The sequence below is a fragment of the Pontiella sulfatireligans genome (genome assembly GCF_900890705.1).
GTDB classification, from domain to species: domain Bacteria; phylum Verrucomicrobiota; class Kiritimatiellia; order Kiritimatiellales; family Pontiellaceae; genus Pontiella; species Pontiella sulfatireligans.
On the sequence record NZ_CAAHFH010000002.1, the window covers coordinates 1,325,046 to 1,339,116 of the forward strand.

Annotated in this window: 11 protein-coding genes; 1 reads left to right on the forward strand and 10 read right to left on the reverse strand. The window is 56.1% G+C overall.

Annotated elements, in window-relative coordinates; all coding sequences use genetic code 11:
• Positions 1 to 54: 54 nt before the first annotated feature.
• Positions 55 to 1,011, forward strand: a complete 957-nt coding sequence (locus SCARR_RS18625) for an AEC family transporter (RefSeq protein WP_136063161.1) — start codon at positions 55 to 57, stop codon at positions 1,009 to 1,011.
• Between the two features lie 209 nt (positions 1,012 to 1,220).
• On the opposite strand, the gene SCARR_RS18630 is transcribed toward SCARR_RS18625, so the two are convergent.
• From SCARR_RS18630 to SCARR_RS18675, 10 genes are all read right to left on the reverse strand, one after another.
• Positions 1,221 to 1,976, reverse strand: a complete 756-nt coding sequence (locus SCARR_RS18630) for a PEP-CTERM sorting domain-containing protein (protein ID WP_136063162.1) — start codon at positions 1,974 to 1,976, stop codon at positions 1,221 to 1,223.
• Positions 1,977 to 2,225: 249 nt separating this feature from the next.
• Positions 2,226 to 3,650, reverse strand: coding sequence for a sulfatase-like hydrolase/transferase (locus SCARR_RS18635; protein ID WP_136063163.1), 1,425 nt, complete (start codon positions 3,648 to 3,650; stop codon positions 2,226 to 2,228).
• Positions 3,651 to 3,677: 27 nt separating this feature from the next.
• A complete protein-coding gene (locus SCARR_RS18640) occupies positions 3,678 to 5,315 on the reverse strand; it encodes a right-handed parallel beta-helix repeat-containing protein (protein ID WP_136063164.1) in 1,638 nt (545 codons plus the stop codon).
• Positions 5,316 to 5,354: 39 nt separating this feature from the next.
• Positions 5,355 to 7,391 (reverse strand): glycoside hydrolase family 127 protein, encoded by a 2,037-nt coding sequence (locus tag SCARR_RS18645; protein WP_136063165.1) that lies wholly within the window; start codon positions 7,389 to 7,391, stop codon positions 5,355 to 5,357.
• Between the two features lie 81 nt (positions 7,392 to 7,472).
• On the reverse strand, positions 7,473 to 8,561 hold the full coding sequence (locus SCARR_RS18650) for a sugar kinase (RefSeq protein WP_136063166.1): 1,089 nt from the start codon (positions 8,559 to 8,561) through the stop codon (positions 7,473 to 7,475).
• A gap of 99 nt (positions 8,562 to 8,660) precedes the next feature.
• Complete coding sequence (gene eda / locus SCARR_RS18655; protein WP_136063167.1) at positions 8,661 to 9,314, reverse strand: bifunctional 4-hydroxy-2-oxoglutarate aldolase/2-dehydro-3-deoxy-phosphogluconate aldolase; 654 nt, start codon at positions 9,312 to 9,314, stop codon at positions 8,661 to 8,663.
• A 17-nt stretch (positions 9,315 to 9,331) separates the two neighbouring features.
• Complete coding sequence (locus SCARR_RS18660; protein WP_136063168.1) at positions 9,332 to 10,732, reverse strand: aldehyde dehydrogenase family protein; 1,401 nt, start codon at positions 10,730 to 10,732, stop codon at positions 9,332 to 9,334.
• Positions 10,732 to 11,880 carry a mandelate racemase/muconate lactonizing enzyme family protein gene (locus tag SCARR_RS18665; protein ID WP_136063169.1) on the reverse strand — a complete coding sequence of 383 codons (1,149 nt, stop codon included), beginning with the start codon at positions 11,878 to 11,880 and terminating at the stop codon, positions 10,732 to 10,734. Before SCARR_RS18665 ends, SCARR_RS18660 begins: the two co-directional genes overlap by 1 nt.
• Before the next feature lie 16 nt (positions 11,881 to 11,896).
• The gene (locus SCARR_RS18670; RefSeq protein ID WP_136063170.1) at positions 11,897 to 12,982 is read right to left on the reverse strand and encodes an L-rhamnose/proton symporter RhaT; all 1,086 of its coding nucleotides are present in this window, start codon (positions 12,980 to 12,982) and stop codon (positions 11,897 to 11,899) included.
• Between the two features lie 135 nt (positions 12,983 to 13,117).
• Entirely contained in the window at positions 13,118 to 14,065 is a 948-nt protein-coding gene (locus tag SCARR_RS18675; protein WP_168433432.1) for an AraC family transcriptional regulator, read from the reverse strand.
• Positions 14,066 to 14,071: the final 6 nt, after the last annotated feature.

Here is a 14,071-nt window from a genome sequence, read left to right on the forward strand (position 1 = left end):
TCCATATTTTGGCCCATCCGCTATTCCATTGTTCCACTCTTAGGAAAGGATTCGATGAACTACGTTTTGCAGGTTTTATTTATTCTGGTGCTGATGACGGTTGGCTACGTGGCCCGCAAACGCGGCGTGGTGAGCGAGACGGGCACCAGCGAAATGGTGAAGGTGCTGATTTCCATCATTTATCCCTGCCTGATTTTTTCGTCGGTGACCCGGCTGAACGCGGGCGAGCTGGCGGCAAACTGGATTATGCCGGTTCTGGCGATGGCGATTGCGGGAACGGGCCTGCTCCTCGGACTGGCCGCCCTGCGCTGCATGAAGGGCGTGGACCAGCAGCGCGCCAGCGCCTTCCTTTTCCAAAACACGATCAACAACTACCTTTTCCTGCCTCTGCCGTTGGTGCTGCTGCTTTGGGGCGAAGAGGGCGTGGCCCTGCTGGTGTTTGCATCGATGGGGTTTGAGCTGATTGTCTGGACGGTGGGCGTTTTCCTGTTCAACCGTTCGAGCAAACTTTCGGAGGGAATCCGGATGATGTTCGGCCCGCCGCTGATGGCGCTTCTTTTTTCGATGGGCTGGGTCTGCGTGCGCGACCTCCTGCAGCCGGAGCTGCCCGCCTCCGGATTTTTTGCCGATATGATGCGGCGCGTGCTGGCCCTCTCCTATTTCGGTGCAGAAACCGTGGGCAAGGCGACGGTGGCGGTGTCGATGATTGTTTCGGGCAGCCGCATCGCAGCGCTGGATGTGCGCGCGGTCTTCGATAAGCAGGTATGGATTCTCTCGACGCTGCGGCTGGTGGTTACGCCCGTGTGCTTCATCCTGCTGCTTAAGCTGATCCCAATGAGCGAAACCGCCTTCGGCATCCTCGCCGTGATTGCCGTGATGCCGGCGGCCGTTACGAGCTTGATTTTCAGCGAGCGCTTTGGCGGCGACTCGGACTTTATTGCCTCCACCCTGCTCGTGACGCACCTGGCGGCGGTCGTCACCATTCCTTTGCTGCTGGCCTGGGCGCTATAGACACCGGCTGACAATGGCTCTTTTATTTTAGAGCATTTTCATAAAAGGCACAGAAGGGATGCCGTCCCCGGCGTCCATGGGCACCGCTAGCGTCCACAGGATTAATTGAAGCCCTCCTATTCCCTTAAAATTTCCGAATATGCACGGCCATTAAGCAAAAAAAACCGCCCCGAGCAAACGAGACGGTTATCACCCTCAACCCAAGAGGGTTACATCATGAATCGGCGACGGATGAACAGGATGCCAACGGCAGATGACATAATTATCCCAAGCGTAGCCGGTTCCGGGATGGATTCAACGACAATGTTATCCACTAAAACATCAGCATGGACAGCGTCTTCCCCCCTGGCTACCCAGAATCCGATAGAGTTAAACTGCGTTGCAACATCAGCATCGCCCCTATCCAGAGCCAAATCGTCATGAAGGATAGAACCGTTCATCCAGATATCGTACTGCTCGTCAGCGACATCGTCTCCATTCCAGGTTACCGAACTGCCGGATATATTCATGATGACATCAAAGTGATACGCCGTATTCACGGCAATGTCGGAACCAATCGATACATCCCGGGATCCATAGCCCATATCGAGCCAATTAACGTTTCCGTTATTTGCGTCTGCAACATCACCTTTCGCGCTAACCCGAACATACGCATCCGACGTGTAGTCTGAGGGAAAGAACATGTCAAAGGAGAGTCGAACAAAGTCGGCTCCTGCAGATGAAATGTCTAAATCGTTGTATCTGAAGGCGCCACCGTCGTCATTGACGAGCGTAACAAGCTTGTTGCCAGAGCCAAATTCGGTTGAGTTGGTTACATAAGCAGCTGAACTGCCATTTCCTGTCCAACCCATGTCGTTGAGGGAGTCGCCAACGGTAGCGCTATCAAAGTTATTCGAGTAAACAATAGTTCCCGACGCCACCATGACGCAAGACAGTGCGACACTTGCTAATATTAGTTTTTTCATCGTTTCTCCTTTTCTTTAGGTGCATTGCTCGAACCTTGGTCTAAATTCGACTGCTAATATCCCACCTATCGCCCCAAAACAACACAGACGATCTCCCAAAAAGCACGGCGGATATTGCACATTTTTTGCCGGGACCGGGGTTTTAAAGCGCGCCATCCAGTTCGATACCAACGAAGAAATATGACCGCACGCGGCGGCGTCTTGGCGGAGGAGCCTGAACAACAATCAACGGAATGGAGTCGAGCAGTTCTAATACGAAGCGGACGGCGGCACGCGGAACTCGTCCGCACGCCGGGCCGACCAGCCTTCTTCTTGCCGGCGCAGCATGAACAACGGACGCTGCAGTTCGAGCTCCCAGGCAAACTGCTTTTTAAACAGCGCCTTCACCAGCTCTGGTTTTTCGGTGGCCAGGTTATTCTGTTCGCCGGGGTCTTCAGCCAGATTAAACAGCTCGGCCGGACGATCGGGAAAGCGCAGCAGCTTCCAGTCGCCATCGATGATCGTTCCGCGGGTTTCCATTTTCCAGTGCAGAGTCTGATGCGGCCGCCCCTTGTTGGCACCCGTCAGATACGGAACCATGTCCACCCCGTCGAGCCCCTCAAGGACGTCGGAATTCCCGCCGCCCGCTTTAACGAATGTAGGGATCAGGTCCAGCGTCGTCATCGGCTTGTCATAAACAGCTCCCGCCGGCAGCCGCCCCGTCCAAGAGATGAGGCCCGGAACCCGGATGCCGCCTTCAAGCTGCGTCCCCTTGACGCCGGCGAATGGATAGTTGCTCGATCCGTTTTTATCCATTGGTCCTCCGTTGTCGTTGGAGAAAACAATGATGGTGTTTTCATACAACCCGAGCTCTTTGAGTTTGTTGATGATCTGTCCGCAGGCCCGATCCATCGAAAGCGTCATCTGCGCCACCTGACGGCGCTTGCCTTCCAGCTGAGGGAACTCGCCCTTGTCTTTGGGGTCCGGCTCCATGGGCGTATGGACGGCATTGAAGGAGACATAGGTGAAAAACGGAACGTCCTTGCTGCGCTCGATAAATGCACAGGTTTCGTTGGCCAGCGCATCGGTCAAATAGCCCTCATGCTCCTTATAGTTTCCAAAGTTCCGTTCGATCAGATTTTCATGCTTGGCCTTTTTGGGATTGGAATAGGCAAAGAAGCTCCGAGCGCCGCCGCGGAAACCATAGAACTCGTCAAAGCCACGCTTGAGCGGATGATAGCGGTCGGCGACCCCCATATGCCACTTTCCGAAAACCGCGGTGCGGTAGCCCAGTTCCTGCAGATAGTTCCCCATGGTTGAAAAATCGGTCGGCAGCCCCATTTCGTCGCCCAGCAGTTTGCTGTTTTCGCTCATGATGCCGGGCACATTGATTTCTTCAAATCCCAAACGCTGCTGGTATCTTCCCGACAGCAACCCTGCCCGCGACGGGCCGCACGTGGCGCCGGTCACATAAAACTGCGACAGCTTAACTCCGGATGCTGCGAGCTGGTCCAGATGCGGCGTCTTAAAATGAACGCTGCCGTGAAACCCAAAATCCCCATAGCCCGCATCATCGGAAAACAGCAGGACAATATTTGGCTTCGAGGAGAGCTCAACGGGAGGCGTTCCTGCCGCCACAACTTGGGTGGATATTGCGCAAACCAACGCCAACATGAATAGTATAGATCGTTTCATTTCTAATTTCCTTTCTATGGTAGATCTTTATTTTTTAAAACTAAACGCGCCGATGCAAGGGGGCCTGCCCAAAGGGTTCCCGAAGAAATCAACGGCGGGATACGCAGCAACATTTTTAAACACGCCCTTTCCCGCCCCTGGCACGGGAGGGCCCAGCTTGGCCACGCCTTGGCCTAGGGCTGGACTGTCCGCACCGATTTGGTAGCGATCCGCACCGGCACCCTTCCCCAAGAATCCGGGATTCCCCTTCACGGGGCTTTCGTCCAGTTCCAAAAAACGGCGGTCCACGTCCCCATGGAACAGGTTGTTGCGCATATAGAGCAGCGTGCCGTTGGATTTCATCACCACATGCTGCCGGCCCATGGCGCTTCCGTTCCCGCTGTAAAATATATTGTTAAAAATGAACGTGTTCTTCGCGTTAATCTCAATCGCAGTCGAATAGCCTTTGTCCATAACCACGGTGTTGTTGTAGATGTAGCTGTTCTCGCAAAGGTGAATCTTTTTCCCCGCCGCCACTTGATTGATCCAGATCGTGTGGTTGCTGTTCTTCCACTTCAGATTCTTACGCCAGCCGTCGTTGACGCTTACGTTGTAGCGGTACACCGCATTCACATTGCCGCCCAAAATCTCCACAAATCCGCCTTCGCAGTCTTCCATGTAGTTGTACTGAACAAAGGTGTTCACATTTTCATGGTCGATGTGGATTCCGTGCGAATCCAGATAGCCGCGGGTGCTCAGACATTGGTTATGCTGAATCACCGTATTGATGCAGCGCCACGTCCAAACCGAGCTGCCGCGACCGGGCATCCGGGGATCGGTTGACGCGCCGGGATGATCAAATATATTTTTCTCTATCAGACAGTTGTAGGTCCGCAGCGGCAGCACGCTGGTGCCGCCGAGGTGATCGAACCGGTTGTTCCGGACGATAATGTTGGCATTGCGGTTGATGGCATCGTTGCCGACGCCCTCTTTCGCTCCGCCGTGTTTAATGTGAACACCGAGTCGCTGAATATCGGTAAAGAAGCAATCCTCCACCAAAATGTTCTGAATATTTTTTTCATTGCCCGCGCGCTGGTTTCGGGCACTAAAAAAACGGACGCCGGCCACCTCCAGCCCATCGAAATCCTCCGGGTTGTTCATCGGCTTAACCGCATAGACGTTTTGGAATGTCATGTTCCGCAGGATAAAGTTTTTCAGCACCTGCGTTCCGGAGTTGTGAACATGAAGCCCGTAGGCATCCACATCCCTGACGCCGGTGCGGGTGGATTGACGCTCGTTGTTCACTTCGAGCCCGTCGAAAACCAGGTTGTCGTGGTTGTTGACGTAAACCGCTTCCCGATAGTCGCCTCCCTGCTCTGCACCCGCTTCGCCGGTCAGCACCGGCTTGGCGCCTTCTCCATACGAGGTGATCACAATCGGCTGCCCTTTGGATCCTGAGCCGTTGACCACAAAATGCCCGTCAAAGCGGTCGCCCTTTTTGAAGAAGACCGCATCGCCGGGCCGAAGCGACACGCCGCTGATTTTCTCTAGCGTTTTCCAAGGCGACTGGAGGGTCCCCGGATTCAGGTCATCGCCTTCGGAGCTGCTCAGGTAATAGGGCCGGCCGACCGCCGCGCTCCATCCGAGCACGGTCAGCACCATCGCAAGCCAGACTGTTTTTCTCACGTTAACTCCTCAACACATACGCATCGGCCCCGGATTTTCTTAGTCCCAGATCAGCGGCATAAAGACGGTCATTTCTGCATCCCCGCGGTTGCTCCAGGAATAGTAAGGAACAAACTGGGCTTTAAACGGCTCAAACTTCGGCTTGTCCAGCGTCCGGTACATGCCTTCCTTTTCGTCCTGACGCAGCGCCACTTTCCCGGTGATGGTGGTCAGGCCTCCGAGAAAGCCCGGCCGGTACTTGGCTTTGAGTTTTGATTTAAGCGGCAGGTAGACATCCAGAATGCCGGTGCCTTCCGGCAGGTCGGGCGTCTCCATGCAATACACCACCGGCCCGCGCTTGATGGCGGCTTGGTTGCGGATTTCTTCAATCACGGGATTGCCTTCGACAAGCTTGATCTCCATCGGCATATCGAGGGCAACGACGTCGCCGGCCTTCCATGCGCGGTTGATTTTAGCGAAGGTTCCGGGAACAGCCTCAACCGCCTCTCCGTTAACCTTGAGCGTGCTGCCTTCAGCCCATCCCGGAATGCGGAGCGCCAGCTCGAACGGCTCAGCCTTGCAGGCTTCCATCGTGATTTTCACGCTTCCATCCCACGGATACTGCGTCTCCTGCTCGAGCTTCACCGCCGAGCCGTCCTGCAGCTTGGTGTTCAGCTTGTTGCCGCCGTAGAGGTTTACCGCAACGCCGTTTTCGGAAAGGCTGTAGGCCCAGCCGGACAGCTTGGCAATGGTGCGGACAAGATTCGGCGGGCAGCAGAAACAATCGATGTAGGGCTCGCGGTGCGCCGACTCGGTATCGGAATAGTCGAGGTGACCATCGATCTTGCGCAGCGGGTTGGCGTAGAAATAGTGCTTTCCGTCTTCGCTCATGCCCACGAGCGCGGAGTTGTAAAGCACCAGCTCCATGATGTCCGCATACTTCGACTCGCCCTTGATCGAAAGCATGCGCCAGTTAAACATCGCATTGGCAATGTTGGCGCAGGTTTCGTTGTAGGCCGTTGCATTGTGCATCAGATAGTCTTCAAGAAAGGCTTCATGGACCATGTCAAACTGGCCGTGCGCGCCGTGGTGGGTCTGCCCGAGCGCGCCGGTCACATACATTTTCTGTCGGTTGACATCCTCCCAGATGCTTTCCAGCGGCGCCAGCAGCGCGGCCTCGCCGGTTTCCATATAGACATCAGCGGCGCCGGCATAGAGATACATTCCGAGCACCGCATGGCCGACCGCTTTGGTTTCTTCGCGGAACGGCGTCTGCATCTGATTCTGGGAACCGAGAAAGAAATACGGCACCGACTTCTGCTCTTTCAGCGGGCCCCATCCAGTAGAGGGGGCAGTGCCCCGCATATCGATGAAGATGCCTGCAAGGTCGAGATATTTTTTGTTTCCGGTGGTGCGGTACAGCTCCACCAACCCCATGATCTGCGAGGGATTGAAAGCAAAGTGCAGCAAAGCCGGATCCTTCGTCTTCGGCATGAACACGGTGCACAGGTAGTCGGCGTTCTTGACTGCAATATCCAGAAAGTTGGTTTTGCCGGTCAGACGGTTGTGAATGCAAGCCGCGGTCATCAGATGCCCGTTGTTGTAAAGCTCGTGGCTCGTCACATCGGTCCAGCGGCCGCGCCCCTTGCGGGTCTGCGTCGTGGTCGAAAGATAGCCGTCGTCGTCCTGCGCCGCCGCAATCACTTCGATGATCCCATCGAGATCCGCAAGGATTTCCGGATCCTTGTTGTTGGCATAAACGTAAACCGCCGACTCCATCCATTTGTAGAAATCGCCGTCATGCCACCACATGCCCAAAGCGGGGCCCTCCATCATGCCGGCGGCTTTTTTAAAGTTGTTGTAGGCGTGGCCGACGTCGCCCTTCAGCAGCGTTCCCATGTGCGGCATCATCACTTCTTCGCACTGGCGGTACTTATCGCCCAGCAGGCCGTCCGTCCAGCGGCAGTCGCCGATGTTGATGCTCTTCAGCGCCGCATATCCGCTCTTCGAGTTGTTAATGATTCCCTGCTGCTGCGCCTGTGCCAGCCCCGCAAGCATAACGCCCGATACGATCAAAATCCGTTTAAGTGTTTTCATTCGATTGCTCCTTCTGCTCACGTTCAACTAACCAAAAACCCCGAAGCGCGGCTCCGGGGTTGTCTATTTCAATTGCCCCGGCTACCGCACAACACGGCCGGATGCAGATCCGCCCATGAGGGCTTCCACTTCACCGCGGGTCGAAAAGTTAAAGTCGCCTTTGATGGAATGCTTCAAGCAGGAAGCAGCCACGGCATACTTCACGGCCGTCTGCGGTTCGCTCAGCTCCGGCGTCGTCAGCGCAAAGATCAGGCCGCCCGCGAACGAATCGCCCCCGCCCACGCGGTCGACAATGTTTTTGATTTCGTACGACTGATAGTTTCCATCCGCATCGAGCGGCGCGAAGGCCGGCTGATCCGACGACGCATCAAACAGCATTGCGCCCCAGTTGTTGTGCGTCGCCGAAAGGCTTTCGCGCAGCGTAATCGCCACCTTGCTGATGTTCGGAAACTGCTGCACCACCTGACGGGCCACGCCGGGATAGCGGGATGTGTCGAGCGCGCCGGAATGGACGTCCGTGTCGCCGGCCCGAATGCCGAGCACGTCGTGGCAGTCTTCTTCGTTGGCAATCACAACATCGATGAACGGCAGAATGGTGCGCATCGTTTCCTGCGCCAGCTCGCGGGAGCTTTTGGAGGCATCCCACTTCCAGAGTTTGCCGCGGAAGTTTAAATCAATCGAAACCTGGCATCCAGCGGCCTTCGCTTTCTGCGCCGCGACGAGCGTCGCTTCGGCAGCGCTCTCCGACAGTGCAGGAGTAATGCCGCTCAGGTGCAGCCACTGCGCTCCGTCAAAGATGGAATCCCAGTCATACTGGTCGGCGGGGGTGATTGCGATGGCCGAATCGGCCCGGTCGTAGATCACGTTGCTCGGACGCTGGTTGGCTCCGGTTTCCAGAAAGTAGAGGCCCAGACGGCCTTCGTCGGTTCGCAGCACAAACTGCGTGTCGATGCCCACCGCGCGAACCGAATCCATCGTGGCTTCGGCCAGGGCATGCTTCGGCAACGCCGTTACATAACGGGCCGTTCCGCCAAAGTTGCAGATGGATGCCGCCACGCTGGCTTCCGCCCCGGCATAGGTGACTTCAAACGCACGCGTCTGGCGCAGGCGCAGATTTTCCGGAGCGGCCATCCGCCCCATGATTTCTCCAAAAGTCACTACTGTCTTCATTCTATCTCCTACTATTTTAAACACCCGCTCGCGGGCTCGCTTAAGGCACTAGGAACACGAAGGCGATCTTTAGTGTCCTTCGTGTCTTAGTGTTTAGATTTATGATGCATCACGAATTCGGCATACCTCGGCGGCACGGGCGGTGATGCCGTCCCAGTCTCCAGCATTGACGAGATCCTGCTTCACAATCCAGGAGCCTCCAATGGTCGGAACATTCGGTTCCTTGAGGTAGTCCACCATGTTCTCGGCGTTCAGTCCGCCCAGCGGGAAATACTGAATGCCCAGATGCTTGTAGGGCGCGCTCATGCTGCGCAGGTACGGAACGCCCCCGGCCGCTTCCGCCGGGAAAAACTTCACGAACCGGCAACCGAGTTCAATCGCCGCTTCCAAATCGGAAGGCGTGCTGATGCCCGGCGCAAAAGGAACGCCCAGCTCAACCGCGGCTTTAATGACGCGCGGATTCATTCCGGGCGACACCGCAAAATCAGCGCCGGCCTCCTTTACCTGCTGCACCTGCTCCGGCGTCAGGATGGTACCGACCCCCGCCAGCACCTCAGGCACTTCCGAACTGATGGCCTTGAGCGCATCCAGCGCCGCCGGCGTGCGAAAGGTAAGTTCAATCACGTTGATGCCTCCGGCCAGCAGGGCTTTCGCCAGCGGCACCGCGTGTTCGACCTTTTCGATGGAGAACCCAGCCACTACGCCGGACTTTTCCATCCGTTGGATAATTTCTTGAGGAAATGCTGTCGTCATTTAGATCGTTCCGTTTGTTAGTTTTCGATCAGCACCGACACGCGCTTAAGCGTGAGGTATTCCTGCAGGCTGTAGCGCGAGCAGTCCTTGCCCACGCCGCTCTGCTTAAGGCCGCCGTGCGGGAGCTGCACGGAATAGTGCGGCTCGTTCACGCAGACGCTGCCGGCCTTGATGTCGCGCGCAGCGCGCAGGCCCTTCGCCAGATTGGTGGTGAAGACATAGGCCGCCAAGCCATACTGCGTGTCGTTGGCCAAGGCGATTTCATCGTCGGCATCGGTGTATTTAATGATCGGCAGCACGGGGCCGAAAATTTCTTCGTAGGACACCTTCATGCGGGCGTCGACATCCTTGAGGATGGTCGGCTCCATGAAGTAGCCTGCGCCTTCGACGGCTTTGCCGCCACAGACGATTTCCGAGCCGTCGGCCACGGCGGATTCCACCAGACCGAGCACATACTGGCGCGCTTTGTCGGAGATCATCGGGCCCATCTGGACATCGGCCGCACGCGCCTTGGCGGCCGCCACGAATTCGTCGTAGACCGACTCATGCACGAAGCAGCGGTTGGGGGAAACACAGACCTGTCCGCAGTTGGCAAACTTGAGGTCAACCACCTTGTTGGCCGCATCGCAGACGTCGGCGTCGGGATAAACCACCACCGGCGCATTGCCTCCGAGCTCAACCGAGAAATGTTTAACGCTGGTGCAGGAGGAATTCATCACTTCGAGGCCGCCGCGGGTGGAGCCGATCATGGTGACCATCGAAGGGACATCGCTTTGCAGCAACGCTTTTGTAACGTCATGTTCGCTGCTGGTAATCATGTTGATGACGCCATCCGGAACACCAGCTTCTTTGGCCAGATAAGCGGTTTCCAGCGATGCGAGCGGCGTGTAGTGCGACGGCTTGATGATGGTGCTGCAGCCGGAAGCCAGCACGGGCCCGATCTTGTAGCCCACGTTCAGCAACGGAAAGTTCCAAGCCAGCATGCCGACGGCAACGCCCAACGGCTGGCGCTGGATGTAGTGGAGAAAACGGCCGTCCGGATCGTGCAGCACGGGCTGATCGAGGCGTTCAAACTCTTCCACAAAGAAACGCAGGCAGGTGGTGAGCATGCCGAAATCATATTCCGCATTGTCGCGCGGCTTGCCGGTTTCTTCAATCAGCAGATCAACGATGCGTTCGCTGTTTTCGTCGAGCAGATCGGCGTAGCGCAGAATGATTTTTTTGCGTTCCGCCGGCGTGGTGGACGACCAAGCCTTGAAACCCTGCTCGGCCGCCTTCAGCGACTGCTGAACGGCATCATTATCTGCTTCCGGAACCAGTCCAAGGACATTGCCCGTAGAAGGGTTGATTACATCAATTGACTTTTTCGACTCAACGAATTTCCCGTTGATCAGCATGGGATACATTTTTTTAGACATTAGTTTTTCTCCGTTTTCTGAGCACAATATTTTTCGACAACAGTACGATCCGGCTCTACACCGAGTCCGGGAGCGGTCGGCACCTGTGCGATGCCGTCCTTAATTTCCACGACAGCGGCGTACATTTCGTCGCGCATTGGATTCGGGGTGAGATCTCTTTCCAGCAACGGCTCGGCCACCTCGGCGCGGCCCGGCTCGACATAGGTGGTGGCCAGGAAGTGAACGGCGCTCGCCAGGTTCAGCTGCGTACCCCAGCAATGGGGAACCACATTGATCCCATGCGAGGAAGCCACCGCGCGGATCTTCAGCGCTTCGGTCGGTCCGCCGCAATAGGCCAGATCCGGCTGAGCGACAGACACCCCGCCCTTCTCCAGCAGATTCTGAAAGCCCCAGCGGGTCTGCTCGCATTCGCCGGTTGCAATCGGAACGTCAATCTTGTCCGCCAGTTGGCGGAACAGGTTTTTATGCTGCGGCGAGAGCGGCTCTTCGAACCAGACATAGTTTTCGCCGTAGAGCACATGGCCCATTTCAATCGCTTCCGGCAAGTCGTAGGCGTGGTTGGAGTCGGCCATCAGTTGGATGTCCGGGAAGGTCTGGCGCATGGCTTTGACCTGCAACTTGTCGAAGGCCATGTTTTTGCCGACCTTGATCTTCATCGCCTTGTAGCCTCGTTCGACGTAGCCGGCGGCTTCATTCAGAATTGTTTCCAGCAGCTGCGCCTCCGACTGCTTGCGGAAATACATGCCGGTGGCGTAACACTGCACCTGATCGCGAACGCGACCGCCCATCAGTTCGGAAACCGAGACGTTGAGCAGCTTGCCTTTGAGGTCGAGCAGCGCCATATCGATGCCGGACATCGCGCCCATCATGACCCCCTTGCGGGCAAAATCGAGCGACGCACGCCAGCAATGCTGCCAAGCGGCCTCGTTCTTCAGAGGATCCCAGCCAATGAGCAGCGGCGCATAAAAAGAGGAAATGCCCGACTGCGTCACCTCGGCGGGGCCGTAGCATTCGCCCCAGCCGACGGCGCCGGAATCGTCGATGATCTCCACCAGCAATGCGTTGCGGGTATCGTAGTGCCATTGCGAAAACCCGAACGATTCTTCGAGTTTGTGCTGCAGGCGGTAGGTTCTAATTGATTCAATCATTCTACGTCTCGTTATATTATTCAGTCAGCGCCGGAGCATCCGGCAGCTCGACGACCACCACAACGGAATCATCCGCCTTGAACGTGCCGGCATAAGAAAGGGCTCCAGCCGCCAATACAATCAGGGCGACGCCTACAAAAACTAGATTGAGCGCCTTGCCCGCGCCTTTCCATTCGCCGGTAATCATGGCGGCGACATTGCTGACAATCAGCGACAAGGCCAGGAAGATCGGTGTGGCAATAATGGCGCCGATGTCGCCCATCATTGCGCTGCCCTGCCCCATGGTGCCCAGCGCGGCAAACCACAACAGACCTGTAATGACCGCCCACATGATCGCTTTGCCAACTCCGCCGGTTTTTTCGGCAATGACCGTCTTGTTTTTCGCCAGCAGAATCAGGGCGTAGCCGAGGTTCATGACCAATGCACCCATCAGCACAACGACCCAGCGGGCCAGAGCCGAGTTGCGAACGCTTGCGCCATGTTCCTGAGCAATCTCGCCAATGCCTCCGGTGTTGTTGAACCCAATAAAGAGCAGCGAGGAGAGCAGTCCGCAGACCACGGCGATAATCAACCCTTTGCGGAGTGCGGCGCCTTTAGCGATGCCCTGGAGTTCCTGACCGGCCTCCGCGAGAATTTTATCTCGCTTCAGGCCGGCGATCGTAACCACCACGAGCGCCAAAGCGTAGAGCACCAATCCAAGAATGGTGAAAGGGATGCTGGCCGGAACAATCGTGTCGGCGCCTTGAATGAGTGCGATGATCGTTGCAGCAATGCCGCAGCCGCCCATAACAATTCCGTAGGTCAGCGACATGCCGATGTAGCCGACCGAAATGCCGAACATAATGCCGCCGATTCCCCACAGGAAGCCCATGGTCGCGCCAGCGGCAACTTCAGTCATTGATGCTTTGGATATAACAGTGAACAGGTCAGGAGTAACAATCAGCGCCCAGATCAGCGGGAAGAGCAGCATGGCGACCAGCGACTGAACCACCCACCAGGCCTCCCACGACAGCGGCTTTACATACTTCATTCCAATACCGAATGTTCCCTGAAAAACACTGGCCAGCACGACAATCATGATCGGTAGCATTAACTCATTCATCTATTCATCTCCTGTAATAACTCAAACAACAACATCCCACATTCAAAAGCCCATAAACATAGCTGATCTTGTAATAAACTATGCCGATATTGCACTTCCTCGTTCTTTCGTTGCATAAACCACGTAAAACACGGCCTAAGCATCCCGGAAGCGCCGGACATGCTGCGGATTCTTTTTCCGGAATTCAGCCGGCGACATGCCGATATGTTTTTTGAACTGGCGGCCAAAATGGGTGTAGTCGTTAAAGCCGACCTGATAGCAGATATCCAAGGCGTTTTCGGTGGTATCCCGAAGCAGCACGCAAGCGCGCTCGATGCGCAGCCCGTTCAGATAGTTCAAGAACGTCATGCCGGTTTCGTGCTTGAACAGCCGGCAAAAATAGGTTTCCGAGGCGCCGCTCATGGCCGCCATGTCTTCGAGCTTCAATGATTCTTCAAAGTGGTCGTGAATATAGTTCAAGGTGCTGCGCAGTCCGGACAGATAGCGGGAGACCGGCACCGCCAAGTCAACCTGGACCATCCGGTCCACCCCTTTGTTGCGGTCGTACTGTTCGGCAAGAAACGCCAGCAAGTCCAGGAAATGGTAGCGGGTCAGGGCCTGGCCCCGGTCGGTTAAATCATGTGCCGTCTCGCGCAACTGTTGAAACAAGGCGATCAAGTCGGCGCGCTGATCCGCTTTAAACTTAAGCTGGACGGCGGATACGCCTTCCTCCGCGAGCGAGATGAAGGGCTTGAAAAAATATTTATTCGGCGAACTGGAGTTTTTGAGCTTTTCCAGCGACTGGATTTCGAAGTCAACCGCCTGCGGCAGAAAGCTGCAGCAATAGGCCTTGCGCGATTGCTTCTTAACCGCGTCGGCCAGCAAGTGCAGCACATACGGCTTCATGATCAGCACGTCGCCGGGCTTCATCAGAATTTCATCTCCTTTGAAGCGGTTGATCAACGAGCCCTTCTCCACGAACAGCATTTCAAAATATTCGTGGCGATGCAGCTCCTTCTGAATCAATGTCCGGTCCCCCACCGTATCCACGGCAATGGGGAATGCAGATTCAACAAACAGCTCTCTAGACTTAACTAAAGACATCCCTAT

Coding starts and splice junctions, on each gene's coding strand:
- SCARR_RS18645 (WP_136063165.1), bottom strand. CDS start 7,391: ATGAAAACACTTAAACGGATTTTGATCGTATCGGGCGTTATGCTTGCG.
- SCARR_RS18630 (WP_136063162.1), bottom strand. CDS start 1,976: ATGAAAAAACTAATATTAGCAAGTGTCGCACTGTCTTGCGTCATGGTG.
- SCARR_RS18650 (WP_136063166.1), bottom strand. CDS start 8,561: ATGAAGACAGTAGTGACTTTTGGAGAAATCATGGGGCGGATGGCCGCT.
- SCARR_RS18675 (WP_168433432.1), bottom strand. CDS start 14,065: ATGTCTTTAGTTAAGTCTAGAGAGCTGTTTGTTGAATCTGCATTCCCC.
- SCARR_RS18625 (WP_136063161.1), top strand. CDS start 55: ATGAACTACGTTTTGCAGGTTTTATTTATTCTGGTGCTGATGACGGTT.
- SCARR_RS18660 (WP_136063168.1), bottom strand. CDS start 10,732: ATGTCTAAAAAAATGTATCCCATGCTGATCAACGGGAAATTCGTTGAG.
- eda (WP_136063167.1), bottom strand. CDS start 9,314: ATGACGACAGCATTTCCTCAAGAAATTATCCAACGGATGGAAAAGTCC.
- SCARR_RS18670 (WP_136063170.1), bottom strand. CDS start 12,982: ATGAATGAGTTAATGCTACCGATCATGATTGTCGTGCTGGCCAGTGTT.
- SCARR_RS18665 (WP_136063169.1), bottom strand. CDS start 11,880: ATGATTGAATCAATTAGAACCTACCGCCTGCAGCACAAACTCGAAGAA.
- SCARR_RS18635 (WP_136063163.1), bottom strand. CDS start 3,650: ATGAAACGATCTATACTATTCATGTTGGCGTTGGTTTGCGCAATATCC.